This is a genomic window from Streptomyces sp. NBC_01217 (genome assembly GCF_035994185.1).
Lineage (GTDB): Bacteria > Actinomycetota > Actinomycetes > Streptomycetales > Streptomycetaceae > Streptomyces.
Genome location: NZ_CP108538.1, coordinates 5210719 through 5234381 on the forward strand (window position 1 = coordinate 5210719; position 23663 = coordinate 5234381).

The 23663-nt window shown below is 71.8% G+C and carries 19 protein-coding genes; 10 read left to right on the forward strand and 9 right to left on the reverse strand.

The genetic code is table 11. The features are described from left to right. Window positions 1-179: 179 nt before the first annotated feature. From serC to OG507_RS23385, 7 genes are all read right to left on the reverse strand, one after another. A complete protein-coding gene (gene serC, locus OG507_RS23355) occupies window positions 180-1298 on the reverse strand; it encodes a phosphoserine transaminase (protein ID WP_327369140.1) in 1119 nt (372 codons plus the stop codon). A gap of 94 nt (window positions 1299-1392) precedes the next feature. After that, on the reverse strand, window positions 1393-2601 hold the full coding sequence (locus OG507_RS23360) for a cytochrome P450 family protein (protein ID WP_327369141.1): 1209 nt from the start codon (window positions 2599-2601) through the stop codon (window positions 1393-1395). Further along, the gene (locus tag OG507_RS23365) at window positions 2598-3854 is read right to left on the reverse strand and encodes a cytochrome P450 (RefSeq protein WP_327369142.1); all 1257 of its coding nucleotides are present in this window, start codon (window positions 3852-3854) and stop codon (window positions 2598-2600) included. The genes OG507_RS23360 and OG507_RS23365 overlap by 4 nt, the downstream gene beginning before the upstream one ends. Continuing rightward, the gene (locus OG507_RS23370; protein WP_327369143.1) at window positions 3851-4501 is read right to left on the reverse strand and encodes a GTP-binding protein; all 651 of its coding nucleotides are present in this window, start codon (window positions 4499-4501) and stop codon (window positions 3851-3853) included. Before OG507_RS23370 ends, OG507_RS23365 begins: the two co-directional genes overlap by 4 nt. Continuing rightward, window positions 4482-4844 (reverse strand): DUF742 domain-containing protein, encoded by a 363-nt coding sequence (locus tag OG507_RS23375; RefSeq protein WP_327369144.1) that lies wholly within the window; start codon window positions 4842-4844, stop codon window positions 4482-4484. Before OG507_RS23375 ends, OG507_RS23370 begins: the two co-directional genes overlap by 20 nt. Beyond that, window positions 4841-5287 (reverse strand): roadblock/LC7 domain-containing protein, encoded by a 447-nt coding sequence (locus OG507_RS23380; RefSeq protein ID WP_327369145.1) that lies wholly within the window; start codon window positions 5285-5287, stop codon window positions 4841-4843. Before OG507_RS23380 ends, OG507_RS23375 begins: the two co-directional genes overlap by 4 nt. Then, a complete protein-coding gene (locus OG507_RS23385; protein ID WP_327369146.1) occupies window positions 5284-6717 on the reverse strand; it encodes an ATP-binding protein in 1434 nt (477 codons plus the stop codon). Before OG507_RS23385 ends, OG507_RS23380 begins: the two co-directional genes overlap by 4 nt. Before the next feature lie 292 nt (window positions 6718-7009). Here OG507_RS23385 and OG507_RS23390 point away from each other — a divergent pair, with 292 nt between their 5' ends. Next, entirely contained in the window at window positions 7010-9886 is a 2877-nt protein-coding gene (locus OG507_RS23390) for an FAD-binding and (Fe-S)-binding domain-containing protein (RefSeq protein WP_327369147.1), read from the forward strand. Window positions 9887-10056: 170 nt separating this feature from the next. Here the strand turns inward: OG507_RS23390 and OG507_RS23395 are convergent, their stop codons facing one another. Next, window positions 10057-11205 carry a serine hydrolase domain-containing protein gene (locus OG507_RS23395; RefSeq protein WP_442811114.1) on the reverse strand — a complete coding sequence of 383 codons (1149 nt, stop codon included), beginning with the start codon at window positions 11203-11205 and terminating at the stop codon, window positions 10057-10059. A 72-nt stretch (window positions 11206-11277) separates the two neighbouring features. Beyond that, window positions 11278-12162: a LysR family transcriptional regulator gene (locus OG507_RS23400; RefSeq protein WP_327369149.1), complete on the reverse strand. Its 885-nt coding sequence runs from the start codon at window positions 12160-12162 to the stop codon at window positions 11278-11280. Window positions 12163-12328: 166 nt separating this feature from the next. Here OG507_RS23400 and OG507_RS23405 point away from each other — a divergent pair, with 166 nt between their 5' ends. The 9 genes from OG507_RS23405 to OG507_RS23445 all read left to right on the forward strand — a co-directional run bounded on the left by OG507_RS23405 (window position 12329) and on the right by OG507_RS23445 (window position 23654). Beyond that, the gene (locus tag OG507_RS23405; protein ID WP_327369150.1) at window positions 12329-13306 is read left to right on the forward strand and encodes an EamA family transporter; all 978 of its coding nucleotides are present in this window, start codon (window positions 12329-12331) and stop codon (window positions 13304-13306) included. 109 nt (window positions 13307-13415) lie between these two features. Then, window positions 13416-14210, forward strand: a complete 795-nt coding sequence (locus tag OG507_RS23410; protein ID WP_327369151.1) for a TIGR03084 family metal-binding protein — start codon at window positions 13416-13418, stop codon at window positions 14208-14210. Beyond that, window positions 14207-15922: an acyclic terpene utilization AtuA family protein gene (locus OG507_RS23415; protein ID WP_327369152.1), complete on the forward strand. Its 1716-nt coding sequence runs from the start codon at window positions 14207-14209 to the stop codon at window positions 15920-15922. Before OG507_RS23410 ends, OG507_RS23415 begins: the two co-directional genes overlap by 4 nt. After that, complete coding sequence (locus OG507_RS23420) at window positions 15919-17526, forward strand: acyl-CoA carboxylase subunit beta (protein ID WP_327369153.1); 1608 nt, start codon at window positions 15919-15921, stop codon at window positions 17524-17526. The genes OG507_RS23415 and OG507_RS23420 overlap by 4 nt, the downstream gene beginning before the upstream one ends. An 8-nt stretch (window positions 17527-17534) precedes the next feature. Continuing rightward, a complete protein-coding gene (locus tag OG507_RS23425) occupies window positions 17535-19484 on the forward strand; it encodes an acetyl/propionyl/methylcrotonyl-CoA carboxylase subunit alpha (RefSeq protein WP_327369154.1) in 1950 nt (649 codons plus the stop codon). After that, window positions 19481-20677 carry an acyl-CoA dehydrogenase family protein gene (locus OG507_RS23430; protein WP_327369155.1) on the forward strand — a complete coding sequence of 399 codons (1197 nt, stop codon included), beginning with the start codon at window positions 19481-19483 and terminating at the stop codon, window positions 20675-20677. Before OG507_RS23425 ends, OG507_RS23430 begins: the two co-directional genes overlap by 4 nt. A gap of 45 nt (window positions 20678-20722) precedes the next feature. Further along, entirely contained in the window at window positions 20723-22336 is a 1614-nt protein-coding gene (locus OG507_RS23435) for a 4-coumarate--CoA ligase family protein (protein WP_327369156.1), read from the forward strand. Next, window positions 22333-23073: an enoyl-CoA hydratase family protein gene (locus OG507_RS23440; RefSeq protein ID WP_327369157.1), complete on the forward strand. Its 741-nt coding sequence runs from the start codon at window positions 22333-22335 to the stop codon at window positions 23071-23073. The genes OG507_RS23435 and OG507_RS23440 overlap by 4 nt, the downstream gene beginning before the upstream one ends. Beyond that, window positions 23061-23654, forward strand: a complete 594-nt coding sequence (locus tag OG507_RS23445; protein ID WP_327369158.1) for a TetR/AcrR family transcriptional regulator — start codon at window positions 23061-23063, stop codon at window positions 23652-23654. The genes OG507_RS23440 and OG507_RS23445 overlap by 13 nt, the downstream gene beginning before the upstream one ends. The last annotated feature ends 9 nt before the right edge of the window (window positions 23655-23663 follow it).

Genomic DNA, 23663 nt, shown 5'->3' on the forward strand with positions numbered 1-23663 from the left:
TCACCCCGACCACCCGAGCAGCCCCCGCGACACTGCCGTTCTCCCGGTCCAGCGCCTCGAAGAACCTCACCTTCAAGCCCTCAAAATCCACGATCCCCGCAACTCCCTGAAGACCAGGGTGTTGCGGGGATCGCTAGAACCCGCCCACCGGCGCGGGGCCCCTCTCGTATCCGTACGCGTTACAGCTTCTCGATCACGTAGTCGATGCAGGCCGTCAGCGCCTGGACGTCCGACGGGTCGATCGCCGGGAACATCGCCACGCGGAGCTGGTTGCGGCCCAGCTTGCGGTACGGCTCGGTGTCGACGATGCCGTTGGCGCGCAGCACCTTGGCGACGGCCGAGGCGTCGATCTCGTCCGCGAAGTCGATCGTGCCGATGACCTGCGAGCGCTTCGCCGGGTCGGTGACGAACGGGGTCGCGTACTTGGACTCCTCCGCCCAGCCGTACAGGTTCCGCGCCGAGGTGGCCGTGCGGCCGACCGAGAAGTCCAGGCCGCCCTGGGTGTTCAGCCAGGTCAGCTGCTCGTTCAGGAGGAAGAGCGTTGCCAGGGCCGGGGTGTTGTACGTCTGGTTCTTGAGGGAGTTGTCGATCGCCGTGGGCAGGCTGAAGAACTCCGGGATGTGACGGCCCGAGGCGTGGATGCGCGCGGCGCGCTCCAGGGCCGCCGGGGAGAACGCGGCGATCCACAGGCCGCCGTCGGCGGCGAAGCACTTCTGCGGCCCGAAGTAGTAGACGTCCGTCTCGGTGATGTCGACCGGCAGACCACCGGCGCCGGAGGTGGCGTCCACCAGGACGAGGGAGCCCTCGTCGGCACCCGCGACGCGCTTGATCGGCATGGCGACACCGGTCGACGTCTCGTTGTGCGTGAACGCGTAGACGTCGACGCCCGCCTCGGCCTGCGGCTCCGGGTGGGTGCCCGGGTCGGAGGCGATGACGCTCGGGTCGGCGAGCCACGGGGCGAGCTTGGCGGCCTTCGTGAACTTCGACGAGAACTCGCCGAAGTTGAGGTGCTGGGACTTCGTCTCGATGAGTCCGTGCGTCGCGATGTCCCAGAAGGCGGTGGAGCCGCCGTTGCCCAGGATCACCTCGTAGCCCTCGGGGAGGGAGAAGAGGTCGCGTACACCCTGACGCACCTCGCCGACCAGGTTCTTGACCGGGGCCTGGCGGTGGGACGTACCGAGAAGAGACGTACCGGTGGCGGCCAGCGCGTCGAGCGCCTCCGTCCGCACCTTGGAAGGACCGGCGCCGAAGCGTCCGTCGGCGGGCTTGATGTCAGCGGGAATCTGGATATCGGCCACGAACCGGAGCGTAGTACCTCATGGACACGGTCGAGCACCGTGTCCGTCGGATGAGACACCCGCTCCGGCGTGTGGACCAACCCGGACGGCGGGGTCAGCGCAGTTCGACCGGCAGGTCGTACAGGTCGTTCTGGGTGACGATCGGCTTGTTCCGCAGCTCGGACGCCGGGACGGCGAGGTCCAGCTCCGGGAACCGCTCGTACAGCGCGGGCAGCGCCACCCCCGCCTCCAGCCGGGACAGCGCCGCGCCCGGGCACACGTGCGGGCCGTGGCCGAAGGCGATGTGGCGGTTGGGGGAGCGGGTGATGTCGAAGTCACCGGCGGTCGGCCCGTACTGTGCCTCGTCGCGGCCCAGCGCGCCGAAGGAGACGATCAGCGCCTCGCCCTTCGGCAGCACTTTGTCACCGACCTCGACATCCTCCGTGGCGAACCGGATCAGCACGTGCGAGGTGGGGGTGTTCCAGCGCAGGGTCTCCTCGATCACGTTCTCCCATGGCACCTCCCCGTTCAGCACCTGCTTGCGCTGCTCCGGGTGTGTCTGGAGCGCGACGACCGCGTTCACGATCAGGCTGATCGTGGTCTCGTGGCCTGCCGCGATGATCAGCTGGAGGGTGTTGACGATCTCCTCGCCGGTGAGGCGGTCGCCGTCCTCGGAGGCGGCGATCAGGGCGCTCGTCAGATCGTCGCCCGGGTTCTCCCGCTTGGTGTCGACGATCCTCGTGAAGAGGGCGCCGAGGTCCGCCATCATCTGCGGGACCTCCTCCGGCGGCGTCTGCGTCGAGAAGAACTTCTCGAACAGCTCCTTCAGCCGCGGGTGGTCGGCGCCGTCCACGCCCATCAGCTCGCTGATCACGTTCATCGGCAGCGGGTACGCGAACTCGGCCTTCAGATCGACCTGCTCGCCCCGGGGCAGCGCCGACAGCCGGTCCAGGCTCGCCGTCGTCAGTGCCTCGATACCGGCCCGCAGCCGCTCCACCCGCTTCACGGTCAGTGCCTGCGCGACCAGAGTGCGCAGCCGACGATGGTCCGCGCCGTCGACCGTCAGCATGGAGCGGCCCGGGTTGGCAAGGCCGATCAGCGGCCAGTCCATCGGTATCTCGCCGCGCCGCCAGGCGCTCCAGACGTTGATGTCCTTGACCACCCGGCTGTCGGTGAGCAGCTGCCGGGCCTCGGCATGGTGGGTGACCGCGTAGCAGTGCACTCCGCCCGGCAGCTCCACCTCGGCGAGCGGGCCCGCCGCGCGCAGCCGGGCGCTCTCGCCGTCGAGATCGTTGACGAAGGGGTCGAGGGTGATGCGGGTCATCTCTGGCCTCCAAGGGCGGGGGTGGGAGTGAACGTCACGGGCAGGTCCGTCAGGCCCCGCAGCCAGGGGGACGGGCGCCGGGTCAGTTCTTCGGCGGGGACGGCGAGGTCGATGTCCGGCAGCCGGTCCAGCAGCACCTCGATGCCGGTGCGGGCGATGACCTCGGCGGTCTCCTGGGCGGGGAACGGGCAGCGGTGCTCGCCGTGGCCGAAGGAGAGAAACGCGTTGTTGCCGCCGGTAAGCGACGAACCGTCGGTGCGGACCTGCGGGTCCCCGTTGGCGGCGGCGATACCGAGCAGCAGCAGGTCGCCCGCCTGGATGTGACGTCCGCCCAGGTGGGTGTCGCGCGACGCCCAGCGGCCCGCGACGTTCTGGGTCGGGGTGTCCTCCCAGAGCACCTCGTTCATCGCCTCGGCGACGCTGTGCCGGCCGCCGGACAAGGACGCGGCGAACCGGTCGTCGGTGAGCATCAACCGCAGCGAGTTGCCTATCCAGTCGGCGGTCGGCTGGTGGCCCGCCGCCATCATGACCATGAGATCCTGGGCGACCTCTTCGTCGGTGAAGCCGCCGGTGTCGGCGAGCATCCGGGTGGCGACGTCGTCACCGGGCTCGGCCTGTTTGTCGGCCAGCAGCTGGAACATCGACGAGGCGAGGTGCTGCTGCCCGGCGAGGGCCCGCTCCCGGCCGTCGATCATGTCGTTGATCGAGCCGACGAGTGCGTGGCCGATGGTGTCGCTGAAGCCGTAGATCTTCGCCAGTACGAGGGCGGGGAGCAGCATTGCGTAGTCGGCGATGATGTCGGTCCCGCCCTTGGTGCAGAACCCGTCGATGAGAGTGTCGGCGAACTCCTCCGCGTACCGTTTGAGCGCGAACGGGTCGACGGACTCCAGCGCGTTGCTGATCATCGCGGCGCGCTCGGTGTGGCGCGGGCCGACGGTGTAGAGGATCGACGGCTGCTTGTGGCCGATCATCGGCAGCAGCGGCCAGTCGTCCGGGATGCGGTCCCACTGGTTCCACAGGTCGGAGTCGCGACTGAACAGCACCGGGTCGCCGGTGAGCTGGTGCAGTTCGCGATAGCCGAGCACCAGCCAGGCCGGGACGTCGCCGTCGAGGACGACGGGTGCCACGGCCCCGTGGTCGCGGCGCATCTCCCGGTACAACCGGGTCGGTTCGGTCTGGAACCGGGGGCCGGACAGCGGCGCGCGGCCGTGGGACACGGGGCAGCCGGCGGGGGGCGCCGGGGGCTGGGTCACGAGGTGGGCTCCGGGGTCTTCTCCGGCGTGATCTCCGGACGGGCGGTGGACGGGGCGGGAACCTTGCCCTGCGAGAGGGCGTAGAGGTGCTCGACCAGCGTGATCAGTACGTACTTGCTGGACGAACGGTCCCGGGCGTCGCACTCCACCAGGGGCACGTGGTCCGCGAGGTCGAGCGCCTCCCGTATCTGCTGTTCGGTGTGGAGCGGGCCGCCGAAGTCGTTGCACGCCACGATGAACGGCGTGCCGTGGTGCTCCAGGCGGTCGATCGCGTACCAGGAGTCGGCGAGCCTGCGGGTGTCGACGAGGACGACGGCACCGAGCGTGCCCGAGAACAGCCGGTCCCACAGGAACCAGAACCGTTCCTGGCCGGGGGCGCCGAAGAGGTACAGCACGGAGCGTTCGTCGAGCGAGATCCGGCCGAAGTCGAAGGCGACGGTCGTGGACGTCTTGGACTGCACGCCGTCGAGGTGGTCGACGGCCTCGCCCGCGCGGGTCATGGTCTCTTCCGTGTTCAGCGGACGGATCTCGCTGACGGAGCGGACCATGGTGGTCTTGCCGACCCCGAAGCCGCCGACGACGACGATCTTCAGTCCGTTGTCGGCCGTCGCCTGCAGGGCGGCACGGTCAGAGGTTGCGGAGTCCAACGAGCACCTGTTCCAGGATGTCGGGGTCGGGGAACCGGTCCGCGACACGGGCGGTACGGGGGTGGCGGGCGCTGATCCGGCCGGTGTCCAGCAGATCGGACAGCATGATCCGGACGATGCTGAACGGCAGGCCGAGGCCCGCCGCGATCTCCACGACCGCGGTGGGGCGCTCGCACATCCGCAGGATGGTGACGTGCTCCGACTGCATGCCGGAGGACGGTTGGCATTCGGAGACCACCAGCGTCACCAGGTCGAACGCGTCCGAATTGGACCGGCTGCGGCCACCGGTGAGGGTGTACAGGCGGTCCGGATCGTCGTCCCGGCCGGGACGGGGGCGGGTCATGCGTCGGCTGTCGCGTCGACAATCACGGTGGCCGCGGGGTCCGGTGAGGAGCGCGGCGGAGCGCTCAGGTGCTCGCCGAGCTGCTCGACGAGTTCGCTCATGTTGTGGCCGACCAGGCTGACATCGGCGTCCTCGGTGGCGACGACGGCGAGATGGGCGCCCGCGCCCGCCTCGACGATGAACAGCACGCCGCCGTAGAACTCGGCCATCGCCGACCGTACGCCGCCGGTGCCGTCACCGAACTCGACGGACGCGCCGTGCGACAGGCTCTGGATGCCGGCCGAGATCGCGGCCAGTTGGTCGGCCTGGTCGACGGAGAGCTCGGGGGTACGGCACAGCTTGAGGCCGTCCCTGGACAGGACGAGGGCATGGCGGGCGCCGGGGGTGCGCTTGAGGAGCCCCTCCAGCAGCCAGTTGAGCTTCTCGTCGGTGGTCGCGGTCATCGGGTGTTGCCTTCTTCCGGGTGTGGGGAGTTGGCCCGAACAGCCTGGCGGAAGCTGCTGAAGCGGGCTGCCTGTTCCTTGGGGTCGGCGGTACGGGGCCGGGGAGTCGCGGTGGCGCCTTCGGCGTGGGTACGGGCCTCGGCGGCGGCGAGGGTACGGCCTCGGGTGCGCTTGGGGAGGCCGCTCTCGCCGAACCGGGGGAGGTTGCCGGTGGTCTCGGAGGCGGGGGAGTCCGAGAGGGTGCCTGAGGGGCCGGGTGCCGCCGGGGCCGCCGTTTCGTGCGCGGGCTCCGGCTCGGGAGCTGCCTGAGGCTCCGGCGCGGGCGCGCGCCGAGGCGCCGGGGCTCGGGTGAGGAGCTCCTGCGGGAGCATCATGAGGGCGCCCGTGCCGCCGCGCGCGGACGGCCTGAACGACACGGTCAGACCGTGCTTGCGGGCCAGCCGGCCGACGACGGCGAGGCCGAGCCGGGTGCCGGACAGCCCCGTCAGGCCCTGGTCGGTGGCCGACACCGCACGCTCGGCGCGGCGCAGCTGCACCTCGCTCATGACCAGGCCGCTGTCCTCGACGGTCAGGACGATGCCGGCCGGCACCTCCTCGACGTACACATGGACCTCGGCCGTGGGCGGCGAGAAGTTGGCTGCGTTGTCGAGGAGTTCGGCCAGCGCGTGCATGACGCCCTCGGCCGCGTGGCCCGCGATCGCGACATCGCTGGTCGAGTGGAGGCGTACCCGTTGATAGCCGCTGATCCGGCCCATCGCGCCACGCAGGATCGACTCCATCACGATCGGCTTCGCCCAGCGCCGCCCGGAGCGCGCCCCGGTCAGCACGGCGATGGAGTCGGCGAGGCGGCCCGCCTGGGCAGTGCGGTGGTCCAGATGGAGCAGGTCGCCGAGCACGTCCTCGGCGGAGTGCCGGTGCTCCATCTCGCGCAGGTCGGCGAGCATGCCGGTGGCCAGGGCCTGCATCCGGCCCGCGGCGTTGGCGCAGGCGGCGACCGCGGCGGAACGCTCGGTGTCGCTGCGGGCCGCGCGGGCGGTGAGCCGCTCGACCTCGGCGGTGAGCCGTTCGGAAGCGGCGGCGGCCTGCGCGGTGACACGGGCGGTCTCGGCCCCGGCCGCGGCCTTGATCCGGGCGGTCTCGGCGGTGAACCGCTGGCCGTCGGCCGCGGAGGCGGAGACGAGCCGGCTGATCTCGCCGGTGAACCGCTGGGACTCCGCCGCGAGCCGGGCGCGCAGGCGGTTCGCGTTGGCACGGGCGTGGACGGCGGCGGCCACGGCGGCGGACAGCAGCACGGCAACGGCACCCGCGCCCCAGGCCAGCGCGGGCCGTACCGTATCGGGGGCGGCGACGACCGCCCACAGGCACAGGGATCCGGTGACGGCCAGTGAGATCAGCAAGGCCAGTGCGGTCGGCCGGGATGAGGCGCTCAATTGGAGTCCTTGGAGGCGGACGGGTCGGGCAGGGCTGGCGGTACTGGCAGAGCCGACGGTCAGATCGGGACAGTTCGGTACGGCGGGGGTGAACGCGACAACTGGAGCTGATAGTTCCTGAGCAAGTCGTGTTCACTATATGAGAATTGACGCTCTAATTGGGAAGCACTTGTGGCGTTCTCCGTCACGTATGTGACTACGCGTCCGACGTATTCCGACGTATTGACGTATTCGGGGGGACTCGCGCGGGCGCGGACCGCCGAGCGACCGGATCAACGGCATCCTGGGCTCCATGGCCGCACATCGGAAACCGGCGGAACGCGCCGCACTCGCACAGGCACTGAGCACCGCGGTCCGCGGAGAGGTCGACTTCGGCACCACCGTACGGGCGTTGACGACGATGGACGCCTCCAACTACCGCCGCGTCCCGCTCGGCGTCGTCACTCCGCGCGACGCCGACGACGTGGCCGCCGCGCTCGCCGTCTGCCGCACACACGCCGTACCCGTCGTCCCCCGCGGCGGCGGAACCTCCATCGCCGGGCAGGCCACCGGCACCGGTGTCGTCCTCGACCTCACGCGCCATATGCGAAAGATCGTCGAGCTGGACGCCGAGTCCCGTACCGCGGTCGTCCAGCCGGGCGTGATCCTGGACGACCTGCGCACCGCCGCCGCCCCGCACGGTCTCACCTTCGGCCCCGACCCCTCCACACACAGCCGCTGCACGCTCGGCGGCATGATCGGCAACAACTCCTGCGGCGCGCACTCGGTCGCGTGGGGCACCACGGCCGACAACGTGCACACCCTGGCCGTGGCCCGCTACGGCGGCGACACACTGCACCTGGACCGGGGGTCCCGGCCCCCGGTCGGCCTCCTGGGCCTGCCCGAGCTCATCGGCGCGAACCTCGCCCTCCTGCGCACCGGATTCCCCGAACTCCCGCGCCGTATCTCCGGATACGCCCTGGACGCGCTCCTGCCCGAGCGCGGAACCGACCTGGCCCGCGCCTTCTGCGGCAGCGAGGGCACGCTCGGCGTGGTGACGGAGGCGACGCTGCGACTGGTCGAGGCACCGGCGGCCCGCGCCCTCGCCGTACTCGCCTACGCCGACGAGTCCGCGGCCGCCGAAGCCGCCCCCGGTCTGCTCCCGTACCACCCCCTGACCGTGGAGGGCATGGCCGCCGATCTCGTACGGGAGCCGGCCGGGCTGCCGCGCGGGGGTGCCTGGCTCTTCGTCGAGACGGGCGGCGCGACCCCCGCAGAGGCGCGGGCGCACGCCGAGCGCATCCTGCGGGCGGCCGACGCTCTGTCCGGCGCGGTCGTCACCGACCCGGCCGGGCAGCGCGCCCTGTGGCGCATCCGCGAGGACGCCGCCGGGACCGCCACCCGGATGCCGGACGGCACGGAGGCCTGGCCCGGCTGGGAGGACTGCGCTGTACCACCCGCCCGCCTCGGCCCCTACCTCCGCGACTTCCGCGCCCTGCTCGCCGCCCACGGGCTGCGCGGCACCCCGTACGGGCACTTCGGCGACGGCTGCATCCATGTACGGATCGACTTCGACCTGCTGACACCCGAGGGCGTGGCCCGCTTCCGCCGCTTCTCCGAGGAGCTGGCAGACCTGGTCGTCGCGCACGGCGGTTCACTGAGCGGGGAACACGGCGACGGCCAGGCCCGCGCCGAACTGCTGCCGCGGATGTACGGGGACGAACTGGTCGCCCTCTTCTCCCGGTTCAAGGACATCTGGGACCCGTACGGCGGCATGAACCCCGGCATTCTCACCCGGCCCGCACCGCTCGACGAGAACCTTCGCTTCGAGGTGCTTCCCGGGCGCCCGGTGGACGTCACGTTCGGCTACCCGCACGACGGCGGAGACTTCTCCGCGGCGGTACGCAGATGTGTGGGCGTCGCCAAATGCCGTACGGCGGAGCCGCCCGGCGCGGGCGTGATGTGCCCGTCGTTCCGGGCGACCGGCGAGGAGGCCCACTCCACCCGCGGCCGGGCGAGGCTGCTGCACGAGATGCTCGCGGGCGAGGTGATCACGGACGGCTGGCGGTCGACGGAGGTGCGCGACGCGCTCGATCTCTGCCTGTCCTGCAAGGGCTGCCGCAGCGACTGCCCGGTGGGCGTCGACATGGCCACGTACAAGGCGGAGTTCCTGCACCACCACTACCGGGGACGGCTGCGCCCGGCCGCCCACTACGCGATGGGGCGGCTGCCGCAGTGGCTGCGCCTCGCGTCCCCGTTCGCACCCGCCCTGAACGCCCTGGGCCGGGTGGCTCCGGCGGCGTCCCTGGCCAAACGGCTGGCAGGCATCGCTCCGCAGCGGACGCTCCCGCTCCTGGCGCGCGAGACGTTCACCCGGTGGCTGCGGCGGCGCCGGGGCAAGGGGACGGTGATCCTGTCGAACGACCAGGTGGTCGCCCTCTGGCCCGACACGTTCACCGACCACTTCTCGCCCGAGGTGGGGAGGGCGGCGGTCCGCGTCCTGGAGGCGGCGGGCCGAAGGCCGGTGCTGCCCGGCCGGGGCGTGTGCTGCGGCCTCACGTACGTGTCCACGGGCCAGCTCGACAAGGCCCGCAAGGTCATGCGCCGGACCCTGGACCGGATGGCCGTCCTCCCCGGCGACCCGCTGGTCGTCCTCGAACCGAGCTGCGCCGCCACCCTCCGCACGGACCTGCCCGAACTCCTCCCCGATGACCCCCGCGCCGCCGAACTCGCACGCTCGGTCAGGACGTTGGCGCAGTACCTGGAGGAGTACGCCCCCGACTGGCAGCCACCCCGCCTGGACCGGCTCGCCGCCGGCCAGACCCACTGCCACCAACACGCGGTCCTGGGCGACGAGGCCGACCGCCGCCTGCGCGAACGCGCCGGACTCACGGGAGAGCTGAGCGGCGGCTGCTGCGGACTGGCCGGAAACTTCGGCTTCGAACGCGGCCACTGGTCGGTATCGGCGTCCTGCGCGGAGGAAACCCTCCTCCCCGCGGTACGGGCCGCACCCCCCGGCACGGAGTTCCTGGCGGACGGCTTCTCCTGCCGGACGCAGTTGGAGCAGCTGGGCGGAGTGAGGGCACGGCATCTGGCGGAGCTGCTTGCGGAGGGCCTACGGCCCGAACCAGCGAGCCCGCCCACCGAACCAACCAGCCCGTCCGGCAATTCCAGCCCGTCCGGCGTTTGAGGACATCTTTTCAGCCCCTCCGGCGCTTGAGGAGCGGGGTCCGGGGCAGAGCCCCGGTTTCGGGAAGAGTGGGGTCTCCCGTGCTCGAACGAAGTTGAGAGCTTGGGGATGGGTAGGGGACAAGCCCGCCGCAGGCGTCCCGCCCCCCCGCACCCGCACCCCGCCCCCCGTCACACCCCCCGCACCGCCCCCAACACCGCCCCCACCAACCGCCCGTTCTCCGGCGCCGCCCCGCCAGGAAACGCATACCGACGCCGCGTATACCCATACGCAACCCCACTCACCGGATCCGCGAACGCCTGCGCCCCCGCCGCACCGCAGTGCCCGAACGCCCCCTCGCCCACCCCCGGATACCGGATCCGCGGCCGCTCGAAGCCCAGCCCGAAGTGGTCCTCCTCGCCGGTCACCAGGTCGGTGCCCACCGCGTGCGGCCGGGCGAACTCGGCGAGCGTCTCCGCCTTGAGCAGCGGGGCCCGGCCGTCCATCTCCGAGATGGCGGCCGCGTACATCCCGGCCAGCCCGCGGGCCGAGCCCACACCGCCCACCGAGGCGGGGCCGAGCGCCCGCACGGACGGCTTGTTGATCCACGCGATCAGGTCGGTCGGGTAGTTGAAGGCGATGGCCCTGAGGCTCTTCGGATCGATCGGGTCGAGCGCGAGCGCGGCCGTCTGCTCCGGGGTGGGCACCATCGGCCGGATGGGGACGTAGCGCGCTTCGAGCGCCTCGGGCTGTCCCAGAAAGAAGTCCAGCCCGTACGGAGCCCTGATCCGCTCCTCGAAGAGCTCCTGGATCGAACGCCCGGTGACCCGACGCACCACTTCACCGGTGAGGGCCCCGATCACCAGGCCGTGGTACCCGTACGCCGTACCGGGCGTCCAGAACGGCTTCTGCTCCGCCAGCCGGGCGGCGAGCAGCCGGTCGTCCGCGAGCTCCTCGTCGCTGAACCCGCCCTCCACCCCGATCGCTCCGGAGGTGTGCGCGAGCAGCTGCCGCAGTGTCAGCGCCCCCTTGCCCTCGGCGGCGAAAGCGGGCCAGTAGGAGGCGACCGTACGGTCCAGGTCGAGAACCCCGTCCTGGACCAGCAGCGCGACGACCAGGTGCGCGGCGCCCTTGGTGGACGAGTACACGGCGGGCAGTGAATCGGCCTCGATCCCGTCCCCGGACCAGAGATCGACGACCGTCCGGCCGTGCAGCCGCACCGCGAGCTGGGACCCGGGCTCAGTGGTGTCCTCGGCGAGTACGGCGGCATAGGCGTCCCGTACGCCTTCGAAGCCCGGCGCGACCGTGCCGTGCACGGTGATGTCGTTCGTCAAGGTGATCCCCCAGGTGTCGGCCGGTCCGTATCCGGCTTTCACGGCACCCCAACTCCCGCGCTTTGCACGGAAATTCCCTCACCCGGTGATGTCGTCCCCAATGATCTCGCGGGCCATCGCGGCGAGCTTCGGCAGCGCCGGATGGCCGGGGCCGTCGCGCCGGGCGAGCAGGACCTGGACGGTCGGGGCGTCGACGAGCGGGCGGTAGGCGACCCCGGAGTGCGGGTGCATATGGGCGGTGGACGCGGCGGAGACCCCGACGCCTCGCCCGGCCGCGATCGCGGTCAGCCAGTCGTCGGTGTTGGCGACGGTGAGGGTCGCGGCGGGCCTGCCGTACGGCGGCCACAGGTCGACAGTGGTGATGCCGGAGACGGTGTTGAGGACGACGGTGCCGCCCGCCAGATCGGCGAGCCGGAGCGTGGCGCGGGCGGCGAGCGGCCCGTCCGCGGCCACCGCCGCCACCCGGTCCTCCTCGAACAGCACCTCGGTGACGAGCCCGGGCGCCTCGACGGGCCCGCGCAGCAGCGCGGCATCGACCTCGCCGCGGGTGAGCCCGGCGGTGCGGTCGTCGATCCGCAGCAGTTCGAGCGGGGTCTGCGGGTACCGCTCGTGCCAGCGGCGGAGCAGGGGTGTGGTGTACGGGCCGAACGCGGACCAGGCGTGCCCGAGCCGCAGCGGCCGGTGGCGCAGCCCGCCCGGGTCGAGCGCCTCGTCGAACGCGTCGACCGCGGCGGCGGCCCTGTCCCGGAAGACGACGCCTTCCGGGGTGAGGACGAGATGGTGGGTGGACCGGTCGACGAGCCGGATGCCGAGGTGCTGCTCCAGGGCGGCGAGGGTGCGGGAGACCGCGGGCTGGGTGAGGCGGAGGCGGGCGGCGGCGCGGGTGACGTTGCCCTCGTCGGCGATCGCGAGGAAGGCACGCAGATGGCGGACCTCGATACCGCGGCCGGAACTCCGCCCCATGCCACCCATGCTCATGCGCCACAAGCATAACGGGAGCCCAACAGGCATTTCACGCGCCGCGCGGAGGTGCCTACGGTAAGCGGAGGTGCCAGGCGTTGAGAGTGCATTATATTCAATCGTGCAGTGCATTGAAATGAACTAAATGGATTCGGGAGGAACACCGCAGGTGAACGACCAGCGCAGTGCAGCAGGGGTGGCGGCCATGGAGCGGGCCGCAGCCGTCGCCGTACCGGAGACGGTGGCCGTCCCGGGCGCGGCCGGCGAGGCTGTCCGCCCCAAGGGCCGAGGGGCGGCGCTCGCCCCGGTCGCGCTGGTGGTCGCGGGCGGCCTCTCCGTCCAGTTCGGCTCCGCGATCGCGGTCCTGCTGATGCCCCGGGCCGGCGCGCTCGGTGTCGTCACCCTGCGCCTGGCCGCCGCCGCGCTCGTCCTGCTGGTCGTCTGCCGCCCGAAGCTGCGCGGCTATGCACGCGCCGACTGGGGCACGGTCCTCGCGTTCGGGGTGGTCATGGGCGCCATGAACACGCTGTTCTACCAGGCCGCCGACCGCATCCCGCTGGGCGCGGCCGTCACCCTTGAGGTGCTGGGCCCGCTCGTCCTCTCGGTGGTCGCGTCCCGCCGCCTGGTCAACGTGGTGTGGGCGGGCCTCGCGCTGGGCGGCGTCGTGCTGCTGAGCGGGGGAGGCTTCGACCGCCTCGATCCGGTGGGCGCCGCGTACGCACTGGGCGCGGGCGCCATGTGGGCCGCGTACATCGTCTTCAGTGCCCGCACCGGCCGCCGCTTCCCCCAGGCGGACGGCCTCGCCCTGGCCATGGTGGTCGCCGCGCTCCTCTCGCTGCCCCTCGGCATCCTGGAGTCCGGCTCGAAACTGCTGGTCCCGTCCACTCTGGGGCTGGGCGCGGCGGTGGCGATGCTGAGTTCGGTCCTCCCGTACACCCTCGAACTCATGGCGCTGCGCCGCCTGCCCGCGCCGACTTTCGCGATCCTGATGAGCCTGGAACCGGCCATCGCGGCCACGGCCGGCTTCCTCATCCTCGATCAGGCCCTCTCCACGACGGACGCCCTGGCCATCGCTCTGGTCATCGGGGCGAGCATGGGTGCGGTACGCAGTCAGGTGCGGGGCGGGAAGGGCCGCAAGCGCGCCTGACGGTCCGCCATCGCCCCGCCGGGCAGAAAACAATGCAAGCACGCTTGCTTGTTTATGGAGCCGCTGCCATGCTCCTGGGCACACCGCCTTGCCCCGAGGGGAGCGCACCGTGCCCGATGTCGCCGCCGTGATCGACGACATGCGCGACGAGAGCCAGGAACTCGACCTGCTCGTACGGGAGTTGAGCGCCATGCAATGGTCCGCTCCGACCCCCGCCCCCGGCTGGGGCATCGCGCACCAGATCGCCCATCTCACCTGGACCGACGAGGCCGCGCTGCTCGCCGCCACCGATGCCGAGGCCTTCGCCGGAGAGGTGACCAAGGCTCTGGAGGCGCCCGAATCCTTTGTCGACCGGGGCGCCGAGGAGCTGGCCGCGCTCACCCCGGACGCGCTGCTCACGCGGTGGCGGGACGGGCGGCAGCGGCTGGAGGCGGCCCTGCGCAATGCCCCGGCCGGTACGCGCATCCCCTGGTACGGGCCGCCGATGGGCGTCGCCACCATGGCGAGCGCCCGGATCATGGAGACCTGGGCGCACGGCCAGGACATCGCCGACGCCCTCGGGGTCACCCGGCCCCCCACCGCCCGGCTGCGGCACATCGCCCGGATCGGGGTGCGGGCCAGGGACTACGCCTATCTGGTACGGGGCATCAAGGCGCCAGGGGAGGAGTTCCGGGTGGAACTCACCACCCCGCAGGGCGAGTCGATCGCCTTCGGGCCCGAGGACGCGCCGCAGCGCGTCACCGGACCGCTGGTCGACTTCTGCCTCCTCGTCACCCAGCGCGCCCACCGCGACGACCTCGCCGTCCGGGCCACCGGGCCCGACGCCGACCAGTGGCTGGACATCGCCCAGGCCTTCGCCGGGCCCGCCGGACCCGGCCGCGCACCCCGCGGAGGCGGCAAGTGACCGCAGTGCTGCGGATCGGCAACGCCTCCGGGTTCTACGGCGACCGCTTCGACGCCGTGCGCGAGATGCTCACCGGCGGACCGCTCGACGTCCTCACCGGGGACTATCTCGCCGAGCTGACCATGCTCATCCTCGGCCGGAGCCGCCTGAAGGACCCCGCGCGCGGCTACGCCACCACCTTTCTGCGCCAGCTCGAAGAGGGCCTCGGGCTCGCCCACGAACGCGGGGTGAAGATCGTCGCCAATGCCGGAGGGCTCAACCCGGCCGGACTCGCCGACGCCGTACGGGAGCTGGCGGCGAAGGTGGGGGTGCCCGTGCGGGTCGCCCATGTGGAGGGCGACAGCCTCCCCGTACCCGAAGGGTTCCTCACCGCGAACGCCTACCTCGGCGGTGCCGGGATCGCCGCCTGTCTCACCGCGGGTGCCGATGTCGTCGTCACCGGGCGGGTCACCGACGCCGCCCTCGTCACCGGCCCCGCCGCCGCCCACTTCGGCTGGGGGCCGGACGACCACGACGCCCTCGCCGGGGCCGTCGTCGCCGGACACGTACTGGAGTGCGGCACCCAGGCCACCGGCGGGAACTACTCCTTCTTCCGCGGCCACGACCTGCGCCGGCCCGGCTTCCCCGTCGCCGAGATCCACGCCGACGGCTCGTCCGTCATCACCAAGCACGACGGCACGGGCGGCATCGTCGACATCGGCACCGTCACCGCCCAGCTGCTGTACGAGACCGGCGGGGCCCGGTACGCCGGACCGGACGTCACCGCCCGGCTCGACACCGTACGGCTGACCCAGGACGGCCCCGACCGGGTCAGGATCTCCGGTGTGCGCGGCGAGGCGCCGCCGCCCACCCTCAAGGCCGGGCTCACCCGGCTCGGCGGCTGGCGCAACGAGGTCGTCCTCGTCCTCACCGGGCTCGACATCGAGGCCAAGGCGCAGCTCGTCCAGGACCAGTTCGCGGACGCGCTGAGCCGGACCCGTACCCGACCGGACGAAGTGCGCTGGGAGCTGGCCCGGACCGACCGGGACGACGCCGGCACCGAGGAGACCGCGAGCGCGCTGCTCCGGCTCGTCGTCCGCGACCAGGACCCGGACACCGTCGGCCGCGCGGTCTCCGGCGCCGCGATCGAACTCGCCCTCGGCAGCTACCCCGGCTTCCACGTCACCGCCCCGCCCGGCAAGGGCGAGCCCTACGGGGTCTTCGAGGCGCGGTACGTACCGGCGGCGGAGGTTGCGCACATCGCCGTGCTCCCCGACGGGCGGCGCGAGCGCCAGAAGCCTCCCGTGCGGACGCAGCCCCTGCGGGAGGCCGGGGAGCCGCCGCTGCCCGACCCCCTGCCGTCCACCGCACCCACCAGGTCCGCCCCGCTCGGCCGGATCGCGGGCGCCCGCAGCGGTGACAAGGGCGGGGACGCCAACGTGGGGGTGTGGGCCCTCGGCGAGGACGCCTGGCGGTGGCTGGCCCATGAGCTGACCGCTGCGCGGCTGAAGGAACTGCTGCCGGAGACCGCGGGCCTCACCGTCGTACGCCATGTCCTGCCCAACCTGCGCGCCCTGAACTTCGTCGTGCACGGGCTGCTCGGCGAGGGCGTCGCCGCCCGGCACCGGTTCGATCCGCAGGCCAAGGCGGTGGGGGAGTGGCTGCGCTCCCGGCATCTCCCCCTTCCCGTATCGCTGCTGGAAGCCGTCCACGCACCGGAGGTGACCGCATGACCGTCCTGCCCACCGGGCTCGACACCGCGAGCCCCGAATATGCCGCGAACCGCGCGGCCATGCTCACCAAGCTCGACGAGCTGGCCGGTGAGCACACCAAGGCGCGGGCGGGCGGCGGCGAGAAGTACACCGCACGGCACCGCGCCCGCGGCAAGCTCCTGGCCCGCGAACGGATCGAGCTGCTGATCGACGAGGACACCCCGTTCCTGGAGCTGTCGCCGCTCGCCGCCTGGGGCAGCGAGGCCCCCGAGTACACAGTGGGCGCCTCGCTCGTCACGGGCATCGGGGTGGTCTCGGGCGTGGAGTGCCTGATCACCGCCAACGACCCGACCGTACGCGGCGGCGCGTCCAACCCCTGGACCCTGAAGAAGGCCCTGCGGGCGAACGAGATCGCCTTCGCCAACCGGCTGCCCTGCATCAGCCTCGTCGAATCGGGCGGCGCCGACCTCCCTTCGCAGAAGGAGATCTTCATCCCGGGCGGGGCGCTGTTCCGCGACCTCACCCGGCTGTCGGCAGCCGGAATCCCGACCGTGGCCGTGGTCTTCGGGAACTCGACCGCCGGTGGGGCGTACGTCCCCGGCATGTCCGACCACACCGTCATGATCAAGGAACGGTCCAAGGTCTTCCTCGGCGGACCGCCCCTGGTGAAGATGGCGACCGGCGAGGAGAGCGACGACGAATCGCTCGGCGGCGCCGAGATGCACGCCCGCACCTCCGGCCTCGCCGACCACTTCGCCGTCGACGAGCAGGACGCGCTGCGCCAGGCCCGCCGGATCGTCGCCCGTCTCAACTGGCGCAAGGCACAACCCGATCCGGGCCCCGCCGAGCCGCCGAAGTACGACGAGGACGAGCTGCTCGGCATCGTGCCCGGCGATCTGAAGGTGCCCTTCGACCCGCGCGAGGTCATCGCCCGGCTCGTCGACGGCTCCGGCTTCGACGCCTTCAAGCCGCTGTACGGGACCAGCCTGGTCACCGGATGGGCCACGCTCCACGGCTATCCCGTAGGCATCCTCGCCAACGCCCAAGGGGTGCTGTTCAGCGAGGAGTCGCAGAAGGCCGCCCAGTTCATCCAGCTCGCCAACCAGCGCGACATCCCCCTGCTCTTCCTGCACAACACCACCGGCTACATGGTCGGCAAGGAGTACGAGCAGGGCGGCATCATCAAACACGGCGCGATGATGATCAACGCGGTGTCGAACTCCAAGGTCCCGCATCTGTCGGTGCTGATGGGCGCCTCGTACGGGGCCGGGCACTACGGAATGTGCGGACGGGCCTACGACCCCCGCTTCCTCTTCGCCTGGCCCAGCAGCAAGTCCGCCGTCATGGGGCCACAGCAGCTCGCCGGGGTGCTGTCCATCGTCGCCCGCGCCTCCGCCGCCGCCAAGGGACGTCCCTACGACGACGAGGCCGACGCCGGGCTGCGTGCCATGGTGGAGCAGCAGATCGAGTCCGAGTCGCTGCCGATGTTCCTCTCCGGGCGGCTCTACGACGACGGGGTCATCGACCCGCGCGACACCAGGACCGTCCTCGGGATGTGCCTGTCCGCGATCCACACCGCCCCGGTCGAAGGCGCCCGCGGCGGCTTCGGCATCTTCCGGATGTGAGGACGAACATGATCAGCACCCTGCTCGTCGCCAACCGGGGCGAGATCGCCTGCCGGATCTTCCGCACCTGCCGCGCGCTGGGCATCGCCACCGTCGCCGTCTACTCGGACGCCGACGCCGACGCGCTGCACATGAGGGAGGCGGACACCGCCGTAAGGCTGCCGGGGGCCGCGCCCGCCGACACCTATCTGCGCGGCGACCTCGTCGTGCGCGCCGCGCTCGCGGCGGGCGCGGACGCCGTGCACCCCGGCTACGGATTCCTCTCCGAGAACGCCGGATTCGCCCAGGCCGTGCAGGACGCCGGTCTCGTATGGGTGGGGCCGCCGGTCAAGGCCATCGAGCTGATGGCGTCCAAGACCCGGGCCAAGGAACTCATGGCCGCCGCCGGGGTGCCGCTGCTCGCCCCCGTCGACCCGGCGCAGGCGACCGCAGGTGACCTGCCGCTGCTGCTGAAGGCGGCGGCGGGCGGGGGCGGACGCGGGATGCGGATCGTACGTCGACTGGCCGATCTTCCGGGCGAGTTGACGGCCGCTTCCGCCGAGGCAGCCGCCGCGTTCGGGGACGGCGAGGTCTTCGCGGAGCCGTACGTGGAGCGCGGCCGACACGTCGAGGTCCAGGTCATGGCCGACGAACACGGCGGCGTCTGGGCGCTCGGCACCCGTGACTGCTCACTCCAGCGCCGCCACCAGAAGGTCATCGAGGAGGCCCCCGCACCCGGTCTCGACGACGCCCTGCACACCCGGCTGCACGAGGCCGCCGTGGCCGCCGCCCGCGCGGTCGGCTACCGGAGCGCGGGCACCGTCGAATTCCTCCTCACCGCCGACGGGCGGCCGTACTTCCTGGAGATGAACACCCGCCTCCAGGTCGAACACCCCGTCACCGAAGCGGTCTTCGGGCTCGACCTCGTCGCCCTGCAACTGCGCATCGCGGAAGGCGAACCACTGCCCGCCACCGCACCCCCCGCCCCCCACGGACACGCCGTCGAGGCCCGCCTCTACGCCGAGAACCCCGCCCGCGACTGGCAGCCGCAGACCGGAGCACTGCTCACGCTGGACGTACCCGACGAACCCGGACTGCGCCTGGACACCGGGTACACCGGCGGCGACACCATCGGCGTGCACTACGACCCGATGCTCGCCAAGGTCATCGCCCACGCCCCCACCCGGAGCGAAGCCGTACGCCTCCTCGCCCGCGCCCTGGAACGCGCCCGCATCCACGGCCCGGTCACCAACCGCGACCTGCTCGTACGGTCCCTGCGCCACCCCGACTTCCGCGCCGCCCGCCTCGACACCGGCTTCTACGACCGCCACCTCGTCGCCTTCACCCCGCCCCCGGAGGAAGCGGACCAGCGCCTCGCCGCCCTGGCCGCCGCCCTCGCCGACGCCGCCACCCGCCACCACGGGCCCGGACCCGGCCCCGCCCGCCTCGGCGCCTGGCGCAACATCCCCTCGCAACCCCAGGCCAAGCGCTACCGCTCGGAGCCCGACGGCACCGAACACCAGGCCGCCTACCGCACCACCCGCACCGGACCCGTCCCCGAAACCGGAGAACGGGTCATCGCCGCCCGCCCCGGCCACGTCACCCTCGAAGCCGGCCCCGTCACCCGCCACTTCGCCATCACGGTCCACCGGGACACGGTGTACGTGGACACAGCCACAGGCTCGTACACCTTCACCGCCCTGCCCCGCTTCACCGACCCCACCGACCGGACCGAACCCGGCTCACTGCTCGCCCCCATGCCCGGCACCGTCGTACGCATCGCGGAAGGGCTCGGGCCCGGGACGGCGGTCGAAGCCGGGCAGCCACTCATCTGGCTGGAGGCGATGAAGATGGAACACCGCATCCTCGCCCCCGCCTCCGGCACCCTCACCGCACTGCATGCCGCACCCGGCCTCCAGGTGGAGGTCGGCGCCCTGCTCGCCGTCGTGCAAGACGCACAGGAGGAACCGACCCCATGAGCACCGTTCTCGAAACCGAAGAGCACCAGGCCCTGCGCGCCGCCGTCGCCGCACTCGGAAAGCGGTACGGGCGCGACTACATGACCTCCGTCGTACGCGAAGGAGCCCACCCCCGCGAGCTGTGGGCCGAAGCCGCCAAGCTCGGCTACCTGGGGGTCAACCTCCCCGAGGAGCACGGCGGCGGAGGCGGGGGCATGACTGAACTCTCCATAGTCCTCGAAGAGTTGGGGGCAGCAGGATCACCCCTCCTCATGATGATCGTCTCCCCGGCGATCTGCGGCACCGTCATCGCCCGCTTCGGCACCGACACCCAGAAGCAGCAGTGGCTCCCCGGCCTCGCCGACGGCTCCCTCACCATGGCCTTCGGCATCACCGAACCCGACGCGGGCTCCAACTCCCACCGCATCACCACCACCGCCCGCAGGGACGGCGAGGACTGGCTGCTCACCGGCCGCAAGGTCTTCGTCTCCGGCGTCGACATCGCCGACGCCACCCTCATCGTCGGCCGCACCGAGGACGCCAGGACCGGCACGCTCAAACCCTGCCTCTTCATCGTCCCGCGCGACGCCCCCGGCTTCGGGCGCTCGCAGATCGACATGGAACTCCAGGCCCCGGAGAAGCAGTTCGAGCTGGTGCTCGACGACGTACGGCTGCCCGCCGACGCCCTGGTCGGAGGGGGCCCCTCCCGCTCGAGCGAAGCCGAGAGTGGGGGAGAGGACGCCGGGCTGCTCCAGCTCTTCGCCGGACTCAACCCCGAACGCATCATGACCGCCGCGTTCGCCATAGGCATGGGCCGATACGCACTCGCCCGCGCCGTCGACTACGCGAAGACCCGCCAGGTGTGGAAGGAACCCATCGGTTCCCACCAGGCCATCGCCCACCCCCTAGCCCAGGCCCACATCGAACTGGAACTGGCCCGGCTGATGATGCAGAAGGCCGCCCGGCTGTACGACGAGGGTGACGACATCGGCGCGGGCGAGGCCGCCAACATGGCGAAATACGCGGCGGGCGAGGCCTGCGTCAAAGCCGTCGACCAGGCCGTGCACACCCTCGGCGGCAACGGCCTCACCCGCGAGTACGGCATCGCGTCCCTGATCACCGCGTCCCGCGTCGCCCGGATCGCACCCGTCAGCCGGGAAATGATCCTGAACTACGTTTCCCATCAGTCCCTGGGTCTCCCCAAGTCGTACTGACACAGGGGACTCTGTCCCTCCACCCGCCGTTCGAAGGGATTCGCCATGGCGAACGTGTTCCGCAGCGAGTATGCAGACGTCCAGCCGCTCGACCTCCCCATCCATGACGCGGTCCTCGGACAGGCCGCCGACACCTACGGCGACACGGTCGCCCTGATCGACGGCACCGACGGGGCCACTACGCTCACCTACCGGCAGCTCGACACATTCCACCGCCGGATCGCGGCGGCGCTCGCCGCCACCGGGGTCCGCAAGGGTGATGTCGTCGCCCTGCACAGCCCCAACACCCTCGCCTACCCGACCGTGTTCTTCGGAGCCACCCGGGCGGGTGCCACCGTCACCACCGTGCACCCCCTCGCCACGGCGGAGGAGTTCGCCAAACAGCTCCGCGACTCCTCCGCCCGCTGGATCGTCACCGTCTCCCCGCTCCTCGAAACCGCACGCCGCGCCGCCGAACTCGTAGGCGGCATGGAGGAGATATTCGTCTGCGACCGGGCCGACGGACACACCTCCGTACTCGACATGCTGGGCTCCACCGCCCCCGAACCGCGGATCACCATCGACCCTGCCGAGGACATAGCCGCACTGCCGTACTCCTCCGGCACCACCGGCACACCCAAGGGCGTCATGCTCACCCACCGCTCCATGGCCACCAACCTGGAGCAGCTGCGGCCGGTCATCCCGATGAACCCCGGCCACCGGATCCTCGCCGTCCTCCCGTTCTTCCACATATACGGCCTCACCGCCCTGATGAACGCCCCGCTGCGGCTCGGCGCCACCGTCGTCGTACTGCCGCGCTTCGACCTCACCCAGTTCCTCGCCGCGATCGAGAAGCACCGGATCACCGGCCTGTACGTGGCCCCGCCGATCGTCCTCGCCCTCGCGAAGCACCCAGCGGTCGCCCAGTACGACCTGTCCTCACTGCAGTACGTCGTCAGCGCCGCCGCCCCGCTCGACGCCGAACTCGCCGCCGCCTGCTCCCGGCGCCTGGGACTGCCGCCCGTACGTCAGGCGTACGGAATGACGGAACTCTCACCCGGCACCCATGTCGTCCCCCTCGCCGCCGAGAACCCGCCGCCCGGAGCCGTCGGCAGACTCCTGCCCAGCACCGAGATGCGGATCATCTCCCTCGACGACGCCGGCCAGGACGCCCCCGCCGGGACCGACGGCGAGATCCTGATCCGCGGACCGCAGGTCATGAAGGGCTACCTCGGCCGCCCCGAAGCCACCTCCGACATGATCGACGCCGACGGCTGGGTGCACACCGGCGACGTCGGACACGTCGACACCGACGGCTGGCTGTTCGTCGTCGACCGGGTCAAGGAACTCATCAAGTACAAGGGCTACCAGGTCGCCCCCGCCGAACTCGAAGCCCTGCTGCTCGGCCACGAGTCGATCGCGGACGCCGCCGTCATCGGGGTGTACGACACCGACGGCAACGAGGTCCCCAAGGCATACCTGGTCCGCCGGCCCTCCGCGGCGGGCGAGGACCTCACGGCGGACGCCGTCATGGCATACGTCGCCGAACGCGTCGCCCCGTACAAGAAGGTCCGCCAGGTCGAGTTCATCGGCGCCGTACCGCGCGCGGCCTCGGGCAAGATCCTCCGCCGCGAACTGCGCGACAGGGAGAAGTCCCGCGAGATGGAGACCAACACATGACACCGCCGCTGGCCGGACCCACCCACGACCGGGGCATCACCACCCTCGCCCTCGACTCACCGGCCAACCGCAACGCGCTCTCCGCCCGGCTGGTCGGCGCGCTCTCCACCGCCCTGGACGCGTGCGCGGCCGACGACACCGTACGAGCGGTCGTCCTCACCCACACCGGCAACACGTTCTGCGCGGGAGCGGACCTCACCGGACCACCCGACTCCGCGGCCTTCGTCGCCCTGATGCGGCAGATCGTCGCCCTGCCCAAACCCGTCGTCGCCCGCGTCACCGGACACGTCCGCGCGGGCGGCCTCGGACTGCTGAGCGCCTGCGACATCTCCGCAGCGGGCCCCGACGCCTCGTTCGCCCTCACCGAATCCCGGCTCGGCCTCGCCCCCGCCGTCATCTCCATGCCACTGCTGCCCCGCACCGACCCGCGCGCCGCAGCCCGCTACTACCTCACCGGCGAACGCTTCGACGCGACCGAAGCGGCCCGCATCTCCCTGATCACCCTTGCCGCCGAGGACGTGGACAAGGCGCTCGCCCCCGTACTGGACGGACTGCGCAGAGCCTCACCCCAGGGGCTGGCAGCATCGAAGGCACTGGTCACAGCTACTGTGCTGGAAAATTTCGACCAGCACACCGAAGACCTCATCGCCCGCTCGGCAGCACTCTTCGCCTCCGCCGAGGCACGGGAAGGGATGACGGCCTTCCTCGAACGGCGGGACCCCGCATGGGTGTTGTGACGCCCCCCACCGACCGGACCCCCAAACAGGACCGCAGCCGCGCCACCCGACGACGGCTCCTCGAAGCCGCGGTCGCCTGCCTCGCCGAACACGGCTGGGCAGGCTCCACCGTCTCCGTCGTCGCCGAACGCGCGGGCGTCTCGCGCGGCGCGGCTCAGCACCACTTCCCGACCCGCGAGGACCTGTTCACCGCAGCCGTCGAATACGTCGCCGAAGAACGCTCCGCCGCCCTGTGCGCCCTGCCCGTCCAGGGCCGCACGGCCGTCGTCGCCGCCCTCGTCGACCTCTACACCGGCCCGCTCTTCCGCGCCGCGCTCCAACTCTGGGTCGCCGCGTCCAACGAGGAACAACTCCACCCCCGCGTCACCGAACTCGAAGCCCGCGTCGGCCGCGAGACCCACCGCATCGCCGTCGAACTCCTCACCGCCGACGAGACGAGACCCGGCGTACGCGAAACCGTCCAGGGCCTCCTCGACATGGCCCGCGGCCTCGGCCTCGCCAACGTACTCACCGACGACACCGCCCGGCGCCGGAAGGTCGTGGCCCAGTGGGCGACACTCCTGGACAACGCCCTGGCTTGAGCCCCGGGG

What these genes read in the sequence shown, in the direction of transcription:
- OG507_RS23435 (WP_327369156.1), top strand. Translation starts at nt 20,723, where the DNA reads ATGGCGAACGTGTTCCGCAGCGAGTATGCAGACGTCCAGCCGCTCGAC.
- OG507_RS23420 (WP_327369153.1), top strand. Translation starts at nt 15,919, where the DNA reads ATGACCGTCCTGCCCACCGGGCTCGACACCGCGAGCCCCGAATATGCC.
- OG507_RS23445 (WP_327369158.1), top strand. Translation starts at nt 23,061, where the DNA reads ATGGGTGTTGTGACGCCCCCCACCGACCGGACCCCCAAACAGGACCGC.
- OG507_RS23400 (WP_327369149.1), bottom strand. Translation starts at nt 12,162, where the DNA reads ATGGGGCGGAGTTCCGGCCGCGGTATCGAGGTCCGCCATCTGCGTGCC.
- OG507_RS23360 (WP_327369141.1), bottom strand. Translation starts at nt 2,601, where the DNA reads ATGACCCGCATCACCCTCGACCCCTTCGTCAACGATCTCGACGGCGAG.
- OG507_RS23375 (WP_327369144.1), bottom strand. Translation starts at nt 4,844, where the DNA reads ATGACCCGCCCCCGTCCCGGCCGGGACGACGATCCGGACCGCCTGTAC.
- OG507_RS23430 (WP_327369155.1), top strand. Translation starts at nt 19,481, where the DNA reads ATGAGCACCGTTCTCGAAACCGAAGAGCACCAGGCCCTGCGCGCCGCC.
- OG507_RS23380 (WP_327369145.1), bottom strand. Translation starts at nt 5,287, where the DNA reads ATGACCGCGACCACCGACGAGAAGCTCAACTGGCTGCTGGAGGGGCTC.
- OG507_RS23390 (WP_327369147.1), top strand. Translation starts at nt 7,010, where the DNA reads ATGGCCGCACATCGGAAACCGGCGGAACGCGCCGCACTCGCACAGGCA.
- OG507_RS23440 (WP_327369157.1), top strand. Translation starts at nt 22,333, where the DNA reads ATGACACCGCCGCTGGCCGGACCCACCCACGACCGGGGCATCACCACC.
- OG507_RS23425 (WP_327369154.1), top strand. Translation starts at nt 17,535, where the DNA reads ATGATCAGCACCCTGCTCGTCGCCAACCGGGGCGAGATCGCCTGCCGG.